The sequence below is a fragment of the Shewanella sp. SM71 genome (genome assembly GCF_025653905.1).
GTDB classification, from domain to species: Bacteria; Pseudomonadota; Gammaproteobacteria; order Enterobacterales; family Shewanellaceae; genus Shewanella; species Shewanella oncorhynchi.
Genome location: NZ_JAKKRW010000022.1, coordinates 18,214 through 38,018 on the forward strand (window position 1 = coordinate 18,214; position 19,805 = coordinate 38,018).

21 protein-coding genes are annotated in these 19,805 nt (G+C 46.5%); 3 read left to right on the forward strand and 18 right to left on the reverse strand.

The window, feature by feature from the left end; genetic code table 11:
* Positions 1-51: 51 nt before the first annotated feature.
* Positions 52-519: a DNA starvation/stationary phase protection protein DpsA gene (gene dpsA, locus L5L97_RS18710; protein WP_028761488.1), complete on the reverse strand. Its 468-nt coding sequence runs from the start codon at positions 517-519 to the stop codon at positions 52-54.
* A 243-nt stretch (positions 520-762) separates the two neighbouring features.
* Between dpsA and L5L97_RS18715 the strand changes: the two genes are divergently transcribed.
* Positions 763-1,128 carry a hypothetical protein gene (locus L5L97_RS18715; RefSeq protein WP_028761487.1) on the forward strand — a complete coding sequence of 122 codons (366 nt, stop codon included), beginning with the start codon at positions 763-765 and terminating at the stop codon, positions 1,126-1,128.
* A 47-nt stretch (positions 1,129-1,175) separates the two neighbouring features.
* Entirely contained in the window at positions 1,176-1,763 is a 588-nt protein-coding gene (rimI, locus tag L5L97_RS18720) for a ribosomal protein S18-alanine N-acetyltransferase (protein WP_372838228.1), read from the forward strand.
* A gap of 189 nt (positions 1,764-1,952) precedes the next feature.
* On the opposite strand, the gene lipA is transcribed toward rimI, so the two are convergent.
* The 14 genes from lipA to leuS form a co-directional block, all read right to left on the reverse strand.
* Entirely contained in the window at positions 1,953-2,918 is a 966-nt protein-coding gene (lipA, locus tag L5L97_RS18725) for a lipoyl synthase (RefSeq protein ID WP_028761485.1), read from the reverse strand.
* On the reverse strand, positions 2,915-3,568 hold the full coding sequence (gene lipB / locus L5L97_RS18730) for a lipoyl(octanoyl) transferase LipB (protein ID WP_028761484.1): 654 nt from the start codon (positions 3,566-3,568) through the stop codon (positions 2,915-2,917). The genes lipA and lipB overlap by 4 nt, the downstream gene beginning before the upstream one ends.
* A 93-nt stretch (positions 3,569-3,661) precedes the next feature.
* The gene (gene ybeD, locus L5L97_RS18735) at positions 3,662-3,928 is read right to left on the reverse strand and encodes a DUF493 family protein YbeD (RefSeq protein ID WP_006082758.1); all 267 of its coding nucleotides are present in this window, start codon (positions 3,926-3,928) and stop codon (positions 3,662-3,664) included.
* A 121-nt stretch (positions 3,929-4,049) separates the two neighbouring features.
* A complete protein-coding gene (locus L5L97_RS18740; RefSeq protein ID WP_028761483.1) occupies positions 4,050-5,225 on the reverse strand; it encodes a serine hydrolase in 1,176 nt (391 codons plus the stop codon).
* A 141-nt stretch (positions 5,226-5,366) separates the two neighbouring features.
* On the reverse strand, positions 5,367-6,212 hold the full coding sequence (locus L5L97_RS18745; RefSeq protein ID WP_131523223.1) for a septal ring lytic transglycosylase RlpA family protein: 846 nt from the start codon (positions 6,210-6,212) through the stop codon (positions 5,367-5,369).
* The gene (gene mltB, locus L5L97_RS18750) at positions 6,196-7,272 is read right to left on the reverse strand and encodes a lytic murein transglycosylase B (protein WP_263183431.1); all 1,077 of its coding nucleotides are present in this window, start codon (positions 7,270-7,272) and stop codon (positions 6,196-6,198) included. The genes L5L97_RS18745 and mltB overlap by 17 nt, the downstream gene beginning before the upstream one ends.
* 16 nt (positions 7,273-7,288) lie before the next feature.
* Complete coding sequence (gene rodA, locus L5L97_RS18755) at positions 7,289-8,395, reverse strand: rod shape-determining protein RodA (RefSeq protein WP_028761480.1); 1,107 nt, start codon at positions 8,393-8,395, stop codon at positions 7,289-7,291.
* Positions 8,392-10,248 carry a penicillin-binding protein 2 gene (mrdA, locus tag L5L97_RS18760; RefSeq protein WP_131523225.1) on the reverse strand — a complete coding sequence of 619 codons (1,857 nt, stop codon included), beginning with the start codon at positions 10,246-10,248 and terminating at the stop codon, positions 8,392-8,394. Before mrdA ends, rodA begins: the two co-directional genes overlap by 4 nt.
* A gap of 61 nt (positions 10,249-10,309) precedes the next feature.
* On the reverse strand, positions 10,310-10,780 hold the full coding sequence (gene rlmH, locus L5L97_RS18765; RefSeq protein ID WP_006082752.1) for a 23S rRNA (pseudouridine(1915)-N(3))-methyltransferase RlmH: 471 nt from the start codon (positions 10,778-10,780) through the stop codon (positions 10,310-10,312).
* Positions 10,780-11,109, reverse strand: coding sequence for a ribosome silencing factor (rsfS, locus tag L5L97_RS18770; RefSeq protein WP_006082751.1), 330 nt, complete (start codon positions 11,107-11,109; stop codon positions 10,780-10,782). Before rsfS ends, rlmH begins: the two co-directional genes overlap by 1 nt.
* Positions 11,110-11,216: 107 nt before the next feature.
* On the reverse strand, positions 11,217-11,867 hold the full coding sequence (nadD, locus tag L5L97_RS18775; RefSeq protein ID WP_263183433.1) for a nicotinate-nucleotide adenylyltransferase: 651 nt from the start codon (positions 11,865-11,867) through the stop codon (positions 11,217-11,219).
* Positions 11,868-11,891: 24 nt separating this feature from the next.
* Positions 11,892-12,923 carry a DNA polymerase III subunit delta gene (gene holA, locus L5L97_RS18780; RefSeq protein WP_263166984.1) on the reverse strand — a complete coding sequence of 344 codons (1,032 nt, stop codon included), beginning with the start codon at positions 12,921-12,923 and terminating at the stop codon, positions 11,892-11,894.
* 17 nt (positions 12,924-12,940) lie between these two features.
* Positions 12,941-13,435 carry an LPS assembly lipoprotein LptE gene (gene lptE / locus L5L97_RS18785; protein ID WP_263183436.1) on the reverse strand — a complete coding sequence of 165 codons (495 nt, stop codon included), beginning with the start codon at positions 13,433-13,435 and terminating at the stop codon, positions 12,941-12,943.
* A gap of 100 nt (positions 13,436-13,535) precedes the next feature.
* Positions 13,536-16,115 carry a leucine--tRNA ligase gene (gene leuS, locus L5L97_RS18790; protein WP_263183438.1) on the reverse strand — a complete coding sequence of 860 codons (2,580 nt, stop codon included), beginning with the start codon at positions 16,113-16,115 and terminating at the stop codon, positions 13,536-13,538.
* 121 nt (positions 16,116-16,236) lie between these two features.
* Between leuS and L5L97_RS18795 the strand changes: the two genes are divergently transcribed.
* Positions 16,237-16,737, forward strand: a complete 501-nt coding sequence (locus tag L5L97_RS18795; RefSeq protein ID WP_028761474.1) for a zinc ribbon-containing protein — start codon at positions 16,237-16,239, stop codon at positions 16,735-16,737.
* Positions 16,738-16,863: 126 nt separating this feature from the next.
* On the opposite strand, the gene L5L97_RS18800 is transcribed toward L5L97_RS18795, so the two are convergent.
* The 3 genes from L5L97_RS18800 to lnt all read right to left on the reverse strand — a co-directional run bounded on the left by L5L97_RS18800 (position 16,864) and on the right by lnt (position 19,800).
* A complete protein-coding gene (locus L5L97_RS18800) occupies positions 16,864-17,523 on the reverse strand; it encodes a class I SAM-dependent methyltransferase (RefSeq protein ID WP_131523229.1) in 660 nt (219 codons plus the stop codon).
* A 188-nt stretch (positions 17,524-17,711) separates the two neighbouring features.
* Entirely contained in the window at positions 17,712-18,215 is a 504-nt protein-coding gene (locus tag L5L97_RS18805; RefSeq protein WP_263183441.1) for a type II secretion system protein, read from the reverse strand.
* A 10-nt stretch (positions 18,216-18,225) separates the two neighbouring features.
* On the reverse strand, positions 18,226-19,800 hold the full coding sequence (gene lnt / locus L5L97_RS18810) for an apolipoprotein N-acyltransferase (RefSeq protein ID WP_263183442.1): 1,575 nt from the start codon (positions 19,798-19,800) through the stop codon (positions 18,226-18,228).
* Positions 19,801-19,805: the final 5 nt, after the last annotated feature.

The window sequence follows — 19,805 nt, forward strand, 5'->3', positions numbered from 1 at the left end:
TGTTTACTTGGCGACTTTTTGCTTTGGTCAGAGCAATAATCTATTTAGCGATTATTCTGCGAGTAAGCTGCGTAGCATCCAGGCATTTTTCTCATGCAGTTGGATGCGCTGGGTGAGCAAGTCCGCAGTCGCTTCATCATTCGCTTGATTCACCAGCGGATACAAGGCCCTGGCATTGCGGATCACTAGCTCCTGATCGCTTAATAGTTCGCGGATCATGGTTTCGGCTTGAGTGACACCTTGATCTTCTTTTATCTCGGTCAGCGCGGCATAGGCTGAATATGAGCCGAGTGCTCTGGCGCCTAATGCACGTACACGCTCTGCGATAAGGTCGACCGCAAGGGCAAGTTCGGTATACTGCTGTTCAAATAGCAAGTGTAAGCTAGTGAACATTGGGCCAGTAACGTTCCAGTGAAAGCTATGGGTCTTAAGGTAAAGACTGTAGCTGTCAGCCAATAGTTGGTTTAGCCCTGCGGCGATTTCTTCTCTGTGAGCTTGATTGATACCTATGTTAATCATGGCGTTTTCCTTCTATTGTCTTACTGAGTGTGTTTAGTCTAATCTTCTGATATTAAATGTAAAATGAGTAAATTAGATTTTGTAAATCTATAAATTCGATTGAACTTCCGAGTGTTAAATCTCGTAAGCGATAAAGCCAGATATCATCTCCTTTCGCCGTGCTGCAGTAACAATGCCATGGCAGAACTGCTATCCTAGCGGCATATTGTGAGTCGATACTTTAATTGAATAAAACTGACCTTAATGAATAAATCAGCCTATTTAACCGCCATGAATGTGACAACTTGGCGAGTGCGCGACACTAAGGTGAAACCTTATTTAGTGATTTGGGATGAAAACGGTGAGTTACCAGAAGCAGAGCCGCTTATTGACGCTGTGCTAACGCTTATCGACATAAAGCGGGACGAATGTGATTTTGACTGTGAGCCCCATACGGGTAAACAGATCGTTTGGGATCTGCGACGTCACAAAGTTAGGCCACGTACCGCATGGTTAGTGTCTGAGCCGTTGGCCGATTTATTGGTGGGTTGGCAGGCTAAAAGCGCGCTCTGGCAGCAGATTTACCAATGGCGCGACCAAGTTAGCGGCCAAGCGCCAAGCAAGTCTTAAGCTCTACTCGTAAATACATTAATAACCAATACTTTGGAATACCGGCGTTGAACATCCCACCAGTAGATAGTCTATTCACAACACCATTCGCAGCACAATTGACAGCAGGTTTGCCTGTTGAGCTTGTGGCTCTCACGCTTGAAGATGTTCCCCAAATGGCGCAGCTTGAATCCTTGGCCCATAGCCATCCCATGAGCGAGGGGAATCTTGCCGATTGTTTTGGTCACTTGTACCGTGTCCTAGGTTTAAAGCTGAGTGCTCACTTAGATGTAGGTGCAAATACTGAGGCAAATATTGACGTCGATTCGGATTCAGATACTTATCACATCGAAGGACTTTTAGGGTTTGCGATAGTGCAGCAAATTATCGATGAAGTGACTTTATTGGATATTTGCCTATTACCGAGTCAGCAGGGCAAAGGTTACGGCAAGTTATTACTCAAAGCTGTGATGGCATCGGCCAAGGTATCGGGCGCTGTGGTGCTTATGTTAGAAGTGCGAGAGTCTAATCTCGGCGCCCGTGCTTTATATCAAAAGGCTGGCTTTATTGAATCGGGACGTCGCAAAGGTTACTACCCGATAGAGGGCGGTAAAGAAGATGCTATCTTGATGGATTTAGCGATAACCCAAGAATGAGTCGAGTATTAGCATTCATGTCGAAAAACGACAGCTATACGAACCACTCTTCATAAACAACAGTCATAAATAACAGCCATAAACAACTGTCATAAAAACAGCCAATAAAAAACAGCGCCTAAGCGCTGTTTTTCTATTTTAATAACCTTGAAATCTACATCACCTAAGCTCTGCATCTAAGCAAGAAGGTTATTTCACTTCTTTACCTTGGGCTTGCAGGTCCGCATGGTAGCTTGAGCGCACTAATGGGCCACAGGCTGCATGGGTAAAACCTAACTCATCGGCTAAGGCTTTAAGCTCATCAAACTCGGCTGGTGGCACATAACGTTCAACCGGCAAATGGAACTTAGACGGCTGTAGGTATTGGCCTAAGGTCAGCATTTCAACCTTATGTTCTCGCAGATCACGCAGTACTTGAGCGATCTCTTCGTTGGTTTCACCCAGTCCCATCATCAGGCCTGATTTAGTGGGCACATTTGGATGACGTTCTTTAAAGCGTTTTAGCAGATCGAGCGACCATTGGTAATTCGCACCTGGGCGCGCTTTACGATAATGCATGGGCGCCGTTTCTAAGTTGTGGTTAAACACATCAGGCGGCTCAGTCGATAAAATATCTAAGGCAGCATCGATACGACCACGGAAATCAGGCACTAAGGTTTCGATCTTGATGTCAGGATTTAGTTTGCGGATCTCACGAATACAATCGGCAAAATGCTGGGCGCCACCATCACGTAAATCGTCACGATCTACAGAGGTAATTACCACGTATTTCAGCTTCATATCGCGGATTGTTTGCGCCAATTTAACTGGCTCTTCAGCATCAGGCTTAAGCGGACGACCATGGGCCACGTCGCAGAATGGGCAACGACGAGTACAAATCGCACCCAAAATCATAAAGGTTGCTGTGCCGTGGTTGAAGCATTCCGCAAGGTTAGGGCAAGAGGCTTCTTCACAGACAGAGTGCAGGCCATTTTTACGCAGCGCTTGCTTGATGTCTAAAATGCGTTGATTCGATGCCGGCAGTTTAACCCGTAACCAATCGGGTTTACGCAACATAGTGTCGCGCTCTGATGGGACGATTTTGACCGGAATACGAGACACTTTATCGGCATCTCTTAGTTTTACTCCGGGTTGTAAACGTTCAGGCCTATTCATGACGCTGCTAATCCTTGATGATGAACTAGGTGTTGATAGCCCAGTAATTGGCTAAAAGTAATAGTAAGTTGCTCGCCCGCTTCAATCACGGTTTGTGGTCCGCCAAGTGCTTTGCATTGCACCATTTCAAGACCGGCATAACCACAAGGGTTGATGCGGCGAAATGGTGCTAAATCCATATCGACATTAAGGGCTAATCCATGGAATGAACAGCCTTTACGGATGCGTAATCCGAGGGAGGCAATTTTACGTTCATCCACATATACGCCCGGCGCATCGGCCTTGGCATAAGCGTTAATGTCGTACTTGGCGAGCATATCGACAATGCTTTGCTCTATATGAGTAACGAGTTGACGCACGCCGACTTTACTACGTTTTATGTCGAGAAGAGGATATACCACTAGTTGTCCAGGGCCGTGGTAAGTGACTTGGCCACCACGGTCCACTTGGATCACAGGAATATCGCCAGCATTCAAAATATGCTCGCTTTTACCAGCTTGGCCTTGGGTAAACACGGGGGGGTGTTCTACTATCCACAGCTCATCTGGGCTCTCACTATTACGCGTGTCAGTGTAGTGCTGCATGGCATGCCACACTGATTCGTAATCTTGTTTTCCAAGATGCCGAATGTGCAAAGTCGTGTCTTGCAAGGGCAACCTCTCCCCTTAGAATTGAGTGGCGCTATTATACGCCTCTTGACCATAAATGTAAGACAGATCACATTTCATGGCCTTGAGGAATATTTATAGTACGCGGCGTACGCCTTCGATGGCGGCAAGTTCAGTGTACAAAATTTCGATATGGTCTTTGCTGGTCACTGTCACGCGGATAGTAATGGAGTGATAGCTACCTTTGCTCGACGTTTTTGTCGAAGGTGAATAATCACCCGGTGCATGTTTTTGTACCACAGCCACGACTTTGTCAGTTAGCGTTTCGTGGGCTTCACCGACGACCTTAAAAGGAAATGCGCAAGGGAAATCCATCAGTTCATCAAATTTAGTGTCTAACATACTCAGTACTCTTAGCGGCTATATTGGGATATATATGGTGGCGATTATACCCGATTCAAGGGCGATGCACTCCCCAAAAAAATAAAGCCACCCTAAGGTGGCTTTATTTATGGGACTTAGCTTAGCTAAACCATCCAGAAAACATCTGCTTAAAGTAATCGACTAATTTACTAAACCAGCTACCTTCGTTGACTTCTTGCAACGTCACCAGTGGGAACTGGGCAATGTCTTTACCATCAAGTTGGAAGAATAGACGGCCTACAGTTTCACCTTTTTTCAACGGTGCATCTAATGGCTTAGTCAATTCGAAGTTTGCTTTCAAGTCTTTACCGCGGCCACGGCTGATCGTAATCGGTGTATCAGTTGCGACGCCTAAATCAACAGTGCTCTTGTCACCGTACCATATTTGTTGGGTTGTGAAGCTATCACCCGCTTTGTAAGGCGTGACAGTTTCAAAGAAACGGAAGCCATAGGTCAGTAACTTTTTACTTTCAGCTTTACGGGCTGATTCACTTTGAGTACCCAGAACCACAGAAATCAAACGCATGCCGTCTTTGGTTGCAGATGCCACTAAGTTGTAACCTGCACCAGAAGTGTGGCCTGTCTTGATACCGTCCACGCTCATGCTGTTATCCCACAACAAACCATTACGGTTATATTGTTTGATACCGTTGAAGGTATAAAATTTTTCGCTATAGATGCGGTATTCTTCTGGAACGTCGCGGATTAAGGCTGCACCTAACAATGCCATATCATAGGCAGTTGTTTTGTGGTTTTCTGAGTCTAATCCATGGGAGTTTTCGAAGTAACTGTCACGCATACCCAGCTGTTTTGTCCATGAGTTCATCATGTCAACGAAGGCGCCTTCGGTGCCAGCGATATGCTCTGCCATAGCCACACACGCATCGTTACCCGATTGGATGATGATACCGCGGTTTAAATCCCCAACTTTAACGGTAGTACCGACTTCAATGAACATCTTCGAGGAGTCAGAGAAGTTTTTAGACCAGGCATTTTTACTGATAGTCACATCATCATCGACCGAGACATTGCCCGCTTTGATTTCTTGACCTATGACATAGCTGGTCATCATTTTAGTTAGGCTGGCTGGGTTAAGGCTTTCATAAGCGTTACTCTCAGCGATAATCTGGCCCGAATTATAATCCATCAAGACGAAAGCCTTGGCGGCCACTGCAGGTGCATCAGGTGTAATAATAGGCTGCGCAGCATAAACGGGGAGAGACACACTGGAAATTAGCAGCAATGTTTTAATGGGACTTTTTACAAAATTCATCATTAACTTGGCACGTCTTTTGGTTGTATTAAATGGAAAGGATTCGAGAAGATCTCCAACAGTGTACCACTTTCTGACTGTGGGTTTTAGTGAAGGTTCCTTCATCTCTATTTTTAAATCAATTCTGGTCCGAGCAAACAGTAATTACTCATGGACTATATAGCCCTCAGGAAAGCCATTTTGCTGGACGTTATTGAGCAGTTTGTCTGCTAATTCAGGTTGGCCTATGGGGCCGAGCTGTAGTCTAAACATATTGTTTGCGGCTTGTACACGGGTCTTTACCTGATATTTTCGCTCCAGATTTTTCGCCATGGTATTGAGTTTGGCTTTATCTTTCGATGCGACTAACTGAATGTAATGATTACCTGTATCTTGCGCGCTGGCAATAGCCGAATTAGTGGCCGCGACACTGCCGACATACACCACATCGAGTTTGATCCGCGCGGTTCCTTTGCCGAGCATGCCGAGTTTATAGGCGGCGGCGTAGGAGACGTCGAGAATACGGTCTGAGTGGAATGGCCCGCGATCGTTGATACGAATGATCACTTGCTTATTGTTATCTAAGTTAGTGATCCGAGCATAACTTGGCAGTGGCAGCGTTTTATGGGCACCCGACATGGAATACATGTCATAGGGTTCGCCATTGGATGTCTCATAGCCATGAAATTTTTCACCGTACCATGAGGCACGGCCCGTTTCACTAAAACCTTGGCCTGTGTTCATCACAGTGTAAGACTCGCCGTAAACCGTATAAGGCTTGTTACCGCGGCGACTATAGGGCTCGTACTTAGGCGTGGCATTTGGCACATGGTCCACATTGGGTGGATTGAGTGGCAGCTTGTCATTCTTTAGCGAATAGCGCCCCTTGTTGGGGTCCATATTTTTTTTGTTTGTGCTGGAGCTAGCTTGGTTTGGGCTCGAAGAACACGCAACAAGTGTGAAGCACGCAACCAAAGCGACAAGCTGTAAAAGATTATTTTTTAGCGGCATGCTGTTCCTTTAATTGTTGGCTAAATTGATAAACGGCCATTGAATACAAAGGACTGCGATTATAGCGAGTGATTACATAAAAATTGTTTAAGCCAATCCAATAATCATCGTGATCGGCTTGTTCCAGTTTAATGAGTAAGGCTTTTTGCGAGACATCCAAGTCCCTCGCATCAGCCAAGGACAAGGTTGGCGTTAGAATATTGGCGACTTTATAATTGAGCTTTTCGCCTGCCCATACTTTCGCTTTTGGCGCTGTTTGGCTGCTATTGACCAGCGGTAAAGCAACAGGAGCATTGGCTTGCCAACCGTGTTCATGGAAATAATTGGCAACACTGCCAATCGCATCCTCTGGGCTTTGCAATAAATCGCGGTTACCACTGTTATCGAAATCGACGGCGTAATGGCGGTAACTTGAGGGAATAAACTGCCCATAACCCATGGCACCCGCATAGGAGCCTTTGAGGGTATTGATATCTAAGTGTTCTTCTTTGACTAATTTCATCAACTCACCAAATTCCTTGCGGAAAAAGGTGGCGCGAGGCGGATAGTGAAAACCTAAGGTATAGAGGGAATCAATTACAGGGTAATTACCTGTGAACTGGCCGTAGAAGGTTTCAATCCCAATAATGGCAACGATAATCTGTGGGTCGACTTGGTACTTAGCTGCGGCTTTAGCAATGGTTTTCTCGTGTTTTTTCCAAAAAGCGAGCCCAGCATCAAGACGTTTTTCTGTTAAAAAAATCGGGTAATACACATGCCAAGGTTTTGCTTCCCATGGGCGGGTCATCGCATCGATAACCCCTTGGTTGTATTTTGCTTTGTCGAGAAAAGCGAGCACTTCTGTCCGAGTAAAACCTTGTTTTACTTGAGCTTGGATAAACTCTTCTTTGAGTTCAGCGGGAGTGGCGGGTACTAATACTTTATCCACTGCTGGAGCCACTGGCGTGCTTGAAGCGGGTGCCTGCGCGGGTGTCGGTTCATTTGCCGTGGTGCATGCGACTAAGCATGAACTTAAACACAGTAAACCGAGTGGAGCCAAATAAGCTCGGAGAGTAGGCATAAAAAAGTCCCTAAAATTATCTATCTACGAAACGTCTATGGGTATGAATGCTCATAAGAATGCCAAACCCTGTCATCAATGTCAGCATGGAGGTTCCACCATAACTGACAAGGGGCAGTGGTACACCTACCACGGGCAGGATACCTGAAACCATGCCAATATTCACAAAAACATAAACGAAAAACGTCAGCGTGATACTGCCTGCCAGTAGACGAGCGAAACTGGTTTGTGCGCGGGAGGCGATGACTAACCCACGGCCTATGATGTAAAGGTACATAATTAACAGTAAGATACTGCCAATTAAGCCAAATTCTTCACCGATCACCGCAAAGATAAAATCGGTATGGCGCTCGGGAATAAACTCAAGCTGTGATTGAGTGCCTTCGAGCCAACCTTTGCCCCAAAGCCCACCTGAGCCGATGGCGATTTTCGACTGGATAATGTGATAACCCGCGCCGAGGGGATCTTGCTCTGGATCGAGCAGGGTTAATACCCGCGTTCTTTGGTAATCGTGCATCAAGAAATACCAAAGGATCGGCAGGAAGGCGAGTACTGCCGCGATAAAGCTGCCAACAATGATCCAGCTCATACCCGATAAAAACAGCACGAAAATCCCCGATGCGGCCACCAAAATTGAGGTGCCTAAGTCGGGTTGTTTAGCGATCAATAGGGTTGGTACAAGTAAAATCACTCCTGCGCCAGCGAGGTAACGTTTCTTGGGGGGAAGAGGGAACTTACTGATATACCAAGCCATTGTGATGGGGAAGGCGAGTTTAATAAGCTCTGAGGGTTGGAACTCCATAAAGCCTAAGTTCAACCAGCGCTGCGCGCCTTTATTGATTTCACCGAAAAAGTGTACCCCAAGCAGCAAGACAACCCCCGCAAGATAAATGGGTAATGCCCAACGTTTAAGCGCTTCAGGATTGATTTGTGCCATGGTAAACATGATGCCTAGCGACAACACCATACGGAATAGTTGTCGTTCCATCATCTCTAAATCTGCACCGCTGGCAGAATAGATGACAAACAGGCCAAAGCCCATCACAGCTAATAGTCCGAGCAATAATGGCAAGTCTATGTGCAAGCGTTGCCAGATGTTTTGATATTGGCTATGGGTACTCATGGTATGGGTTTCCAAGTATCTCTAAGCATATATTCATCGAGCATAGCTCGAGCGACTGGGCCAGCATTTGCGCCGCCCCAACCTGCGTTTTCCATCACGACGGCGAGGACGATTTTAGGATCCTCGAAGGGCGCATAGGCCACAACTAAAGCATTATCGCGGAAATGTTCGGCAATTTTACTGGCATCGTATTTAGTATTTTCCGCCACGCCAATGACCTGTGCAGTACCGGTTTTCATTGCGGCAGTGTAAGTGGCATCGGTAAAGCGTGACTTATTTGCAGTTTGGCGCATAGCTTCGTTGATGATGTTCCAGTTACGGGGATTTTTAAGTTCAATTGGCGGTAACTCATTAATCGGTGAGTCAATTTTGGCAGTATTGTCTTTAATGGATCTCAGCAGATGTGGCGGGAGACGGCGGCCTTTGTTGGCCATAATCCCAACGGCATTAGCGAGTTGTAATGGCGTTGCCGTCCAATAACCTTGGCCAATACCGACGGAAATGGTGTCGCCTATATACCAAGCTTGATTGTACTTTAAGCGTTTCCATTCCTTGGATGGCATATTGCCAGCCGATTCTTCAAAGATATCAATCCCTGTATTTTGGCCAAAGCCAAATTGTTCCATAAAGCGGGCGATATGATCGACACCGACCTTATAGGCTAACTCATAGAAAAAGGTATCGCAGGATTCTACAATCGCGCTATAAACGTTGACCCAGCCATGCCCCCAGCGTTTCCAGTCGCGGTATTTACGTTCAACACCAGGTATTTGCCAAAAACCGGGATCCCACACTCGGGTACTCTCGCTAATGGCTTTCTCATCAAGGCCTAACAGTGCGAGGTGAGGCTTGATGGTAGACGCAGGTGCATATTGACCTTGAGTCGCGCGATTGATCAAAGGACGGGATTTATCATTGAGTAACGCACTGTAATCTTTACTATTAATGCCTTGTACAAACTGGTTTGGATCATAGCTTGGGCTCGATACCATAGCTAATACTCCACCGTCACGGGGATCGATGGCAACAATAGAACCACGCAGACCTGTGAGTAGTTCCACCGCTTTTTGTTGCAGCTTGAGATCTAAGGTGAGGTAAATATCTTGCCCCGGCTCTGGCGGAACAATTTTTAAGGTGCGAATGGCGCGGCCGCGGTTGTTCACTTCTTCTTCTAAGTGTCCGGGTTTACCATGCAGCAAAGATTCATAAAATTTTTCAATGCCTTGCTTACCAATGTCTTTGGTTGCCGCATAGTTTTTCCACAGATCGCTGCGTTCAAGTTGGGCGCGATCTCGGGTGTTAATTTTGCCTACATAGCCCAGCACATGAGTGATTTGCGCGCCGTAGGGATAGTTACGTTTAAGACCCGCTTCGACCGAAATACCCGGAAATCTGTGTTGGTTAACACTAAAAATGGCCACTTGTTCTTCGGTGAGCTGGTTTTTCAGTGTTAGCGGTTTGAAACGGCGATGAAATTTCAGGGCGTCAGTAAAGGTTTCGCGCTCGTCATCGCTGATCTCAATTAACTTGCCGAGTTCATCTAAGGTCTCTGACATGTTACTGATTTTTTCGGGTACGAGATCGAGGGAATAAAAGGGTAAATTTTCAGCTAAAAGTATGCCGTTGCGATCGTAAATGAGACCACGACTAGGGGCAATTGGAACAACACGGATGCGATTATCATTTGAGCGAGTTGCATAATCTTTATAGGATTCAACCTGTAAATGATAAAGGTTGGTGACTAATACGCAAAATAGAGCGAAAACGCAAAAAAAAGTGAAAAGCGCCCTGCGCTTAAAAAGAGACGCCTCGGCGGCGTGATCATGCATTGTTATCCGCTTTTTTGGCGACACTTATGCTATCTCCGGCTGATCCCATGACGGGTGGTTGACACTCGTTAACATCAAGATCCCGCTATTCTCTATGGTAGGGGTGATTCGTGTTCACGCTCCACGCGCGGTACAAACTTTCGGCAACCACCACCCGTACGAGTGGGTGAGGTAAGGTTAATGCCGATAGACACCAACTTTGGTTTGCCGCTTCTTTGCAAGCTGGTGCTAATCCTTCAGGTCCACCAATCAGTAAACTGACGTCGCGACCATCGAGTTGCCATTTAGTCAGTGCGGTTGCTAGCTCGGGGGTCGTCCAGTTTTTGCCGGGGAGATCTAAGCTAACAATATGATTGCCTTTGGGAATGGCCGCCAACATTTGTTCGCCTTCTTTTTGAAGTATCCGGACAATGTCGGCATTTTTCCCCCGCTTTCCAGCGGGTATTTCGATAAGCTCCAGCGCCATATCACGGGGAAAACGGCGCTGGTATTCTTCGAAACCACGGGTAACCCAATCGGGCATCCGTGTTCCTACTGCGATGAGCTGTAACTTCATCAGTCTTGCTTTTCTGACCAGAGCTTTTCAAGCTGGTAGAAATCACGGGTTTGATCTTGCATAACGTGCAGGATCACATCGCCCATGTCCACAAGAACCCATTCGCTGCTTTCGCGGCCTTCAACACCTAAAGGTGGAATACCGGCTTTTTTCGCTTCAACCACAAGGTTTTCGGCGATAGCTTTAACGTGAGTCTTTGATGTACCTGAACATATGACCATGTAGTCAGTGATGTTAGATTGCTTGCTGACATCCAGAACAACAACGTCTCTGGCTTTCAAGTCGTCGATCTTGTCGACAACAAACTGTTTTAATTCCGCGCTCTGCACGCTGGCGTACCTCATTAATTTTAAATAGCGCGGTAGTATACCAGTGTTGCTGCTGGGAATACATTGTCATTGGCAGTTGAGTTGGCGATATCTGCTTACGGTTCGAGCTAAGGTAAGTAAAGTCGTTGATTTTGGATGTAATCTAGCGTGACGGGCATGAGTAAATCGGTGGGAATTTCGCCTTTTGCCAGTTGTTCGCGGATTTGAGTTGAGGAAATATCCTGTGGTGTAATCGCTACAGGGAAAATCTGCCCACAGTTTTTATGGACACTGCTAGTACGACCTTCGTCTGTCCCTTGGGGCGCTTGACTGCGGGCCGTCAATATCTGCTGCATAGGATGTTCTGCATCGAGCTGCCAACCCGGGCGCTGGCAGACAACGAGATGGGCAAAGTCGAACAGGCGTTGCCACTCATACCAGCTTTTTAATTGGAGGAAAGAGTCCATCCCCATGATAAAAAACAGCTCGTCTTCCGAATGTAAGGCTTTCAGCTGCTCAAGCGTGACAACTGTGTAGGAAGGCGTGTCACGTTTAGCTTCGATGTCGCACAGTGCAAATCCGTCGAGTTTCTGACAGACATCAGCTACCATTTTGAGGCGCTGTGTTGTGGTTAAGTTCGGCTGCTGTTTATGGGGCGGAATATGGTTCGGCATCAGTAGGATTTTATCCAAGGCTAATGCTTGTTTCACTTCCATCGCCGGACGGATATGACCATAGTGTATCGGGTCAAAGGTGCCGCCTAAAATACCAATACGCATATCAACTCTTTGGTTAATCAATGATTAGTCTATGGCTATATGTGCCAGGTGCCGATGGGCTCTAGGATCAAATAACAGACACAGGTGGCTCAGACCGGTCCAATCCTCTTTACCCTGCTGCTTTAAGTTGAGCTCAAGTTTCGAGGCAAGGGCGAGCATATGTTCGAGTTGTTCAAGGCTGAGTCGTTGCAGCGCCGCTTGATACAGTGGTTTACGTTTATCCCAAATTCGATGTTTACCCCAGAGTGCACTGAGCGCAACGCCTTGGGCTTGCTCGCATTTCAAATTGAATAACAAACCGAGTTCTTTAAACAAGGCCCACAGCAGGATAGGTAAGGCAGTGCCTTCGCCATTGAGCTGGGCTAGCATGTGCTGCGCGCTATCCTGTTTATTATTCAGCAATGCATCCGTGAGTTGGAATACGGTGAAGCGCGACTGATCTTCAAAATAGTGGCCCAGTTCGTCGGCACTGACGGGTTTTGTTGGGCTCAGGAGTTGCAGCAACTGCATGGCTTGATCGGCGGCCAGTAAATTCCCTTCATACAGAGAATGCAGCATAGCACGGGCATCAGGCTGCAGATTGAGCTTAAAGTGCTTGATGCGGCCATCGAGCCAGCGCATAAACTGCTCGCCCTCTGGCGTAGCGCAGGGCAGATACATGCCATGGGCATCTAAGGTCTTAAACCATTTACTGTTGGTTTGCTCTGTGGCGAGCTTTGGCCCTTCGATAATCAACAGCATATCGGGATTGGGCGTCTGCAATAGGGCTTGCAGTGTGCTTGAGCCTTCGGCACCGGGCTTAGCTTGGGGAAGGGTTAGCTCAATCAAGCGTTTACTGGAAAACAGGCTCATGGCCTGCCATTCCTGAGTCAGATCGTTCCAATTAAAGCCCGTCTCTTGAATGAGTTGGACTTTTTCATCGAATCCCTGACGCTTGGCGAATTGGCGGATCTGATCTTTGGTGGTTTCAATCAACCAAGGATCATCCCCAAAAATCAGATAACAAGGAAATAACTGGTTAAGGTGGCGGGAGAGTTGGTCTGGATAGACTCTCATTTAATGATAGCCCCGCATTAATTCACCTCAGTACTGGCCATTGCTTGCAGAATACGATCGGCAGCTTGGATACGCATTTCCTTCGTCAGCAATTCCATTTCACGGCTCTTTGCCAATGCGGTACGTGGATCGTCTAAGTAGTCGCGGCGAATTTCAACCTTGAAAGGCTGCGCTTCTTTACCTGGCAGTGCCACAGCAAATTCGACTAAATAAATCAGCTCATACTCGGCGACGTTACCTGTGGGATACAAAGATAAGGTCGAGCGTTCAAGGGAGTCGGTGATTAATCTTAATACTGGAACATTCTCTGCGGCGTCGACAACTTGGATATTGTTCAAGCGCAGGCGTTCACGCACCAAACGAGTGAGTTCACTGTATTCATCCACACTGCTCAAACTCAAATGATTGAGGGCATCAGGGATCTGATAACTGCGTTGAAGCTTAAAACCGCAACCAGCGCTGGTCATAATGACTAGTGCCATGATTGCGAAGCATATGCGTTTGATTAGCATAGATTTCGCGGTTTCCTATTCGTGGTATACCCTGCTGACTTGAAGTTGCAGCTATGCTGCAACTTCATTGGCTTTGAGTATAGCGAGTTATTAGCAGCCGTTAATTGGCCACTATGCTGAGCAGTTTGCCCGGCACATAGATCACTTTACGTACTGTCAGACCGTCTAGGTATTTGATCACGTGTTCATCACTCATGCCTAAGGCTTCTACTGATTCTTTATCAGCGTCGGCGGCTACTGTGATTTTTGCGCGAACTTTACCGTTGACTTGCACAACGATGAGCTTGCTGTCTTCAACTAGCGCAGCTTCATCAACGATTGGCCATTGGCTGTCTTCGATGTTGCTTGCATTACCTAACTCGTTCCACAGGTTAAAGCTCACATGCGGAATGATAGGGTACAGCAAACGCACTATGGCGGATAAGGCTTCGCCGATAATGGCGTTGTCTTGGCCTATGGTTTGTGGTGCTTTTTGCAGATGGTTCATCAGTTCCATCACGGCGGCAACCGCAGTGTTGAACATTTGACGGCGGCCGATATCGTCGGTCACTTTCGCGATCGTCTTGTGGACTTCACGGCGCAGCGCTTTTTGATCGGTAGTTAACTTGCTGACATCTAAGGCTTCGCTGTTATCTTGGTTCACATGCTCGTTTGCAAGTTTCCACAGACGTTTAATGAAGCGGTGTGCGCCTTCAACGCCAGACTCTTGCCATTCCAGAGTTAATTCTGGTGGTGAGGCGAACATCATAAATAGGCGAACCGTATCGGCACCGTATTTTTCGACCATGACTTGAGGATCGATACCATTGTTTTTCGACTTAGACATCTTGCACATGCCGGTATAAACCAGCTCGTTGCCGTCTTTGTCGATAGCCTTAGTAATACGGCCCTTGTCGTCTTTTTCTGTAGTCGCTACATCTAAAGGCGAAACCCATACACGGGCGCCTTTTTCGTTGATGTAGTAGAAAGCATCGGCCAACACCATGCCTTGGGTCAGCAGTTGTTTGGCTGGCTCGTTAGAGTTAACCAGACCCGCATCCCGCAGTAATTTGTGGAAGAAGCGGAAATATAACAAATGCATACAAGCGTGTTCGATACCGCCAATGTATTGATCCACAGGTAGCCAGTAGTTGGCTTTAGCGGGATCTAACATTTCGTCTGCATGCGGGCTGCAGTAACGGGCATAATACCAAGAGGATTCCATAAAGGTATCGAAGGTATCGGTTTCGCGCAGCGCATCTTGACCGTTGACTTGGGTTTTGGCCCATTCTTTATCGGCCTTGATTGGGCTTTGAATACCGTCCATCACGACATCTTCTGGCAGTAATACTGGCAGTTGATCTGCAGGCGTTGGGATCACAGTGCCGTCGGCTAAGGTCACCATAGGAATAGGTGCACCCCAGTAACGCTGACGTGAAACACCCCAATCGCGTAGACGATAGTTGACTTGGCGCTTGCCTTTACCTTCGGCGACTAACTTATTAGCGATGGCATTAAAGCCTGCTTCAAAGTCTAAACCGTCGAACTCACCCGAGTTAAACAGTACGCCTTTTTCGGTATAAGCGGCTTCGCGAATGTCCACTTCGCCATCAACAGGCTTGATCACAGCCTCAATTGCTAGACCGTATTTTTTTGCAAATTCAAAGTCACGTTGGTCGTGCCCAGGAACTGACATTACGGCACCTGTGCCATAGTTCATCAACACAAAGTTAGCTGCCCAAATCGGCACTTGCTTACCAGTGATCGGATGAATGGCGAAAAGCCCTGTAGCGACACCGCGTTTTTCCATAGTCGCGAGTTCGGCTTCAGATGTTGTGCTGTTTTTGCACTCATCGATAAAGGCGGCAAGCTCAGGATTGGTTTGCGCGGCGATTTCAGCTAATGGATGACCTGCGGCAATCGCCACATAGGTCACACCCATTAAGGTATCTGGACGTGTGGTATAGATATCGAAGGTTTTATCGTGACCTGCGACGCCGAAGGTCATTTCTACACCTTCGCTGCGACCAATCCAGTTGCGCTGCATGGTCTTAACCTGTTCAGGCCAGCCATCTAAGGTATCGATATCGTTTAACAATTCTTCTGCATAGGCAGTGATCTTAATAAACCACTGTGGAATTTCTTTTTGTTCCACAGGGGTATCACAGCGCCAGCAGCAACCGTCTTGAACTTGCTCGTTCGCCAGTACGGTTTCATCGTTTGGACACCAGTTGACTGAAGCTGTCTTTTTATAGACTAGGCCTTTCTCGTACAACTTAGTGAAGAACCATTGTTCCCAGCGATAATATTCAGGGGTACAAGTGGCGATTTCACGGCTCCAATCGTAACCAAAACCCAGCAATTTCAGCTGGTTCTTCATGTATTCTATGTTTTCATAGGTCCATGGTGCAGGCGCAGTCTTGTTGTTAATTGCGGCATTTTCTGCGGGCAAACCAAATGAGTCCCAACCAATAGGCTGGAGCACGTTTTTGCCTTGAAGACGTTGAAAGCGTGCAACTACGTCACCTATGGTATAGTTGCGTACGTGTCCCATGTGGAGTCTGCCAGAAGGGTACGGAAACATCGAAAGGCAATAAAACTTTTCTTTGTTTGCGTCTTCAGTGACTTCGAAGGTTTTGTTGTCATGCCAGTGCTTTTGCACTAAGGCTTCAATTTCTGAGGGATTATATTGCTCTTGCATCACTCTATTTCCGGCAGTGCCGCCTATTATTGGATCTAACGCCATATCAGCGCGAGTAAGATCTGCATAGAATAAACTAGAAGCGATGCATTAAAAAGGTTCGTATGAAGGAGTATTGGTTATGAATGATAGAAGTAACGCGTTACTAGGACTGTATCAAGCCTTAATTACCGAAGTGAAATCTCAATTTGCAGAAGATAACACTATGACTGTAAAGAACTTATTCAACTCTGTCACTCAAGGTAAGGAGTATTTACGTCTTAAAGAACAGGCAGGGGAAGATGAACTCGCTTTAGTCGAACAATTCTTAAAGCGTGATATTACGAGTTTTCTCCGTGAGCAGAACGCGGATAGTTTGAGTCATAGCCCAACCGTGATTACTTTAGAGAATACGCTTTGGCATTGGCTCAGTGAAATCACCGACCGCAGCCAAGTAGAATGGCATGAGTTAACGCAAGATTTTAAGCACCAAGGCTACTACAAGAGTGGTGACATAGTGAATCAGGGCATCATGGTGTGCACTAACTGTGGCAATGAAATGAGTATTGAATTTCCAAGTCCCATCCCTGATTGTCCAGAGTGTGATCATGAAGAATTTACCCGCGAGCCGCTAACGCCTTAATCAAGGTGATGATGTTATGCAGCTAAAACGACGCCTCAGCGTCGTTTTTTTTGAGTTCTATTAGACCTAAATGGCTCATATCTGCATTATGTTGCGGCATGAAAACATGCACTAATTAGTGTTGTATCAACTGTTGGTACGAGAATAGCTGAGGATTTGACCGCCAAAGGGCGCCAATAAAAATTCAGTGTGAATGGGTTTATGTTGTGTATGTTCGTAACCTAAGGTCACCATACGTTTGCTGAATTTGGCATGATTACCACGACCGGGATCGACTAAGACTACATCACAAATTGGTTTAGCATGCTGCTCAATAAATTGTGATAAGAGATCGGCATGTTCTTGTTCGTACAAGAGATCGCTGCCGATAATGAGATCAAATAAACCTAAATTAGTTTGTGCATCTGCCCACCCAGTTCGAACAAATGGAATCGCACGACCATGATTTAAATCGACATTCTGCTTAAGGAAATTCTCTGACTCGGGGTGATAGTCGGTTGCTGTGATATCGGCATGTCTGTGGTTTAGCACTAGACTTGCCAGCCCTATACCGCAGCCAACTTCAAGAATGCGTTTATTATCAATTTGATAATCGGCCATATGATGGGATAGCACTTGGCTAGACGGCCAAACTATGCCAAATAATGGCCAAGTTGCGGAGGAAATACCGAGCTTTTCAGCTTCGCCATCTATGTCTTCAAATTCTTGGTTATTTCTTAGGGTTCTGACATGAATGTCGAGATCCCCAAATTCGTGGGTTTGGTAGCGCACGCGAAGCTGTGCCATAGAGTTGCCTTGACTGTGTACCTTGGTTAAGGAACGAGGTAATGGTACCAATCATATTGGCTATGCAGACACAGTTACTGTGATTGGTATAAGGCCACGTCTAATCGTTCACCTTAACGTGGAACGCGCAATCAGCCTAATGTATTCGCAGACAATTGCGGGATAACACAGGTTAACTGAGTGTCAGCCTAACAACCTTGGGTGTTGATATCATATTGAGGCGCAGTGTTGGCATCGCTGGCTTGGGTGTAGCGGAAATAGCATTGGTCATCATTCACTAAGGAATTGTTGTTAAGATCGTAACCTATATAAGTGATATCAATGCCTTGATATTGAATGATAAGTTTATCATCTGAGGTGATCCATTTTTCCACGTCGGTATTATCGAGGTAACCCCATTTTAATCGTGTATCTGGAGTGCCATCACCATTGAGGTCGATATCAATAATATCATCGCGCCCAGCTACCGCTTGGCTCAGTAGGCTAGGCATTTGGGTTTTTGAGTAAGCTAGCATATTGGCTGTTTTAACGCTGGTCTGTACTTGGCTTAAGGTTTGTACCCGCGCTTCTTTACTTAAACCGATAAATTTAGGCGCGGCGATCACAGCCAAGATCCCAAGCACAATAATCACAACGACAAGTTCAATTAGGGTAAAACCTGCTACATCTTGTTTATTAACTTGGTAATGCACGGCCTAAATCCTATTGCGCTTTAAAACGTCGGGCAAGACCAAGCAGAACGATTAAACCACAGAGTATCAGTAGGGGCATTTGGCCTAATTTTGCAAACCAAGTTTGCCCTGTGACTAATGGAATGGTTGCACTTAGCACACCTATTTCAAATTGTGGCAATGACGCTGTGATATTGCCATGCTCATCGACTATGGCTGTCACGCCATTGTTGGTTGCGCGTAATAGAGGCCGACCCAATTCAACCGCGCGCATTTGAGCGATCTCCATATGCTGTAATGGCCCATTTGAGCTACCAAACCATGCATCGTTAGAGACAGTTAATAGTATATCTGTCCCTTGATTAACGTTGTCGCGCAACTGTTCGGGAAAGGCTATTTCATAACAAATTGCTGGCGCGATTTTATGGCCTAGTGCGCTGAGATTAGGCTGTTGATATTCGCCTCGCGTAAAGGACGACATGGGCAAGTTAAAGAAAGGTGCTATCGGGCGCAGCAGCGCTTCAAAGGGGACAAACTCGCCAATTGGCAACAGATGGTGTTTCTTAAATTGATTGCTACCATCGCCCTCATAGTCTGGGCCTGCTTGTTGTTTCTGATTATGATTACCAAGCACAATCAATGAATTATAGAACTCATTGTTTTGATGGCTAATAATGCCTGTGATAATTGAGGTATGGTTTAGATTGGCGACTTTATTGGCGTTATCTAAAAAGTCCTGCACCATAGATTCTGGCGCTGGAATTGCTGCTTCTGGCCAAATAATGATATCGGCATCCAGATGTTCGCGGGATAAATCCATGTATTTTAACAGCGTCGGCCACAGGGCATCGGGTTCCCACTTCATGCTTTGGGGAATATTGCCTTGTACCAGTGCCACTTTAACATTTTCACCCGTAGGATGAATCTCCCAAAGTTTAGGCGCAGCCCAAACGGCCAGGATACTGAGCGGCACTAAAAGCAGTAAACTCTTATAACGCTTAGTAAAACAAAGCGCTAATGCACCAGCGAGCATGGCCAATACAAAACTTATTCCCAGTGTGCCTATGATACTGGCAAGGGGTTTTAACGGCCCTTGAGTTTGCGAGTAACCCGCCCATAACCAAGGGAAGCCTGTCATTACCCAGCCACGAGCCCATTCGGTCAAGATCCATAACGCGGGGAATAGGGCGAGATTACGCCAAAGACCAAATCGAGTATCACCATCATGGCTCAGCGTTTTAGTTAACCAAACCAGCGCTAAACCAGTTAGCGCGGGATACAAGGCTAAATACAAGGCTAACAAGGCCATTAACCCAACGGAGGCAATGAGCGGCATACCACCAAAGGTATCCATGCTCACGTGAACCCAGCTGATCCCTACGGCAAAACAGCCAAATCCAAAGCTTAACCAATAGTAAAAGCTTGCCTTAGCGCTCAGCGTTCGGCTGTGCCAGAGGGCAATAGCCATGGCAAACGGATAGATTATCCAAATGGAATAGGGCGCAAATGAAAGCGCCGTACTGGCGCCAAGGGCAAATGCCAGTACGAGTCTCACAGCACTAGGTTGGGACTGTTGTTGGGCAAAAGCCCGGATTTTTTTTAGCACGAGTG

What these genes read in the sequence shown, in the direction of transcription:
- rodA (WP_028761480.1), bottom strand. Translation starts at nt 8,395, where the DNA reads ATGAGTACCCATAGCCAATATCAAAACATCTGGCAACGCTTGCACATA.
- leuS (WP_263183438.1), bottom strand. Translation starts at nt 16,115, where the DNA reads ATGCAAGAGCAATATAATCCCTCAGAAATTGAAGCCTTAGTGCAAAAG.
- dpsA (WP_028761488.1), bottom strand. Translation starts at nt 519, where the DNA reads ATGATTAACATAGGTATCAATCAAGCTCACAGAGAAGAAATCGCCGCA.
- ybeD (WP_006082758.1), bottom strand. Translation starts at nt 3,928, where the DNA reads ATGTTAGACACTAAATTTGATGAACTGATGGATTTCCCTTGCGCATTT.
- lipA (WP_028761485.1), bottom strand. Translation starts at nt 2,918, where the DNA reads ATGAATAGGCCTGAACGTTTACAACCCGGAGTAAAACTAAGAGATGCC.
- mltB (WP_263183431.1), bottom strand. Translation starts at nt 7,272, where the DNA reads ATGCCTACTCTCCGAGCTTATTTGGCTCCACTCGGTTTACTGTGTTTA.
- L5L97_RS18795 (WP_028761474.1), top strand. Translation starts at nt 16,237, where the DNA reads ATGAATGATAGAAGTAACGCGTTACTAGGACTGTATCAAGCCTTAATT.
- L5L97_RS18715 (WP_028761487.1), top strand. Translation starts at nt 763, where the DNA reads ATGAATAAATCAGCCTATTTAACCGCCATGAATGTGACAACTTGGCGA.
- L5L97_RS18740 (WP_028761483.1), bottom strand. Translation starts at nt 5,225, where the DNA reads ATGATGAATTTTGTAAAAAGTCCCATTAAAACATTGCTGCTAATTTCC.
- nadD (WP_263183433.1), bottom strand. Translation starts at nt 11,867, where the DNA reads ATGCGTATTGGTATTTTAGGCGGCACCTTTGACCCGATACACTATGGT.
- rlmH (WP_006082752.1), bottom strand. Translation starts at nt 10,780, where the DNA reads ATGAAGTTACAGCTCATCGCAGTAGGAACACGGATGCCCGATTGGGTT.
- holA (WP_263166984.1), bottom strand. Translation starts at nt 12,923, where the DNA reads ATGAGAGTCTATCCAGACCAACTCTCCCGCCACCTTAACCAGTTATTT.
- lptE (WP_263183436.1), bottom strand. Translation starts at nt 13,435, where the DNA reads ATGCTAATCAAACGCATATGCTTCGCAATCATGGCACTAGTCATTATG.
- L5L97_RS18745 (WP_131523223.1), bottom strand. Translation starts at nt 6,212, where the DNA reads ATGCCGCTAAAAAATAATCTTTTACAGCTTGTCGCTTTGGTTGCGTGC.
- L5L97_RS18800 (WP_131523229.1), bottom strand. Translation starts at nt 17,523, where the DNA reads ATGGCACAGCTTCGCGTGCGCTACCAAACCCACGAATTTGGGGATCTC.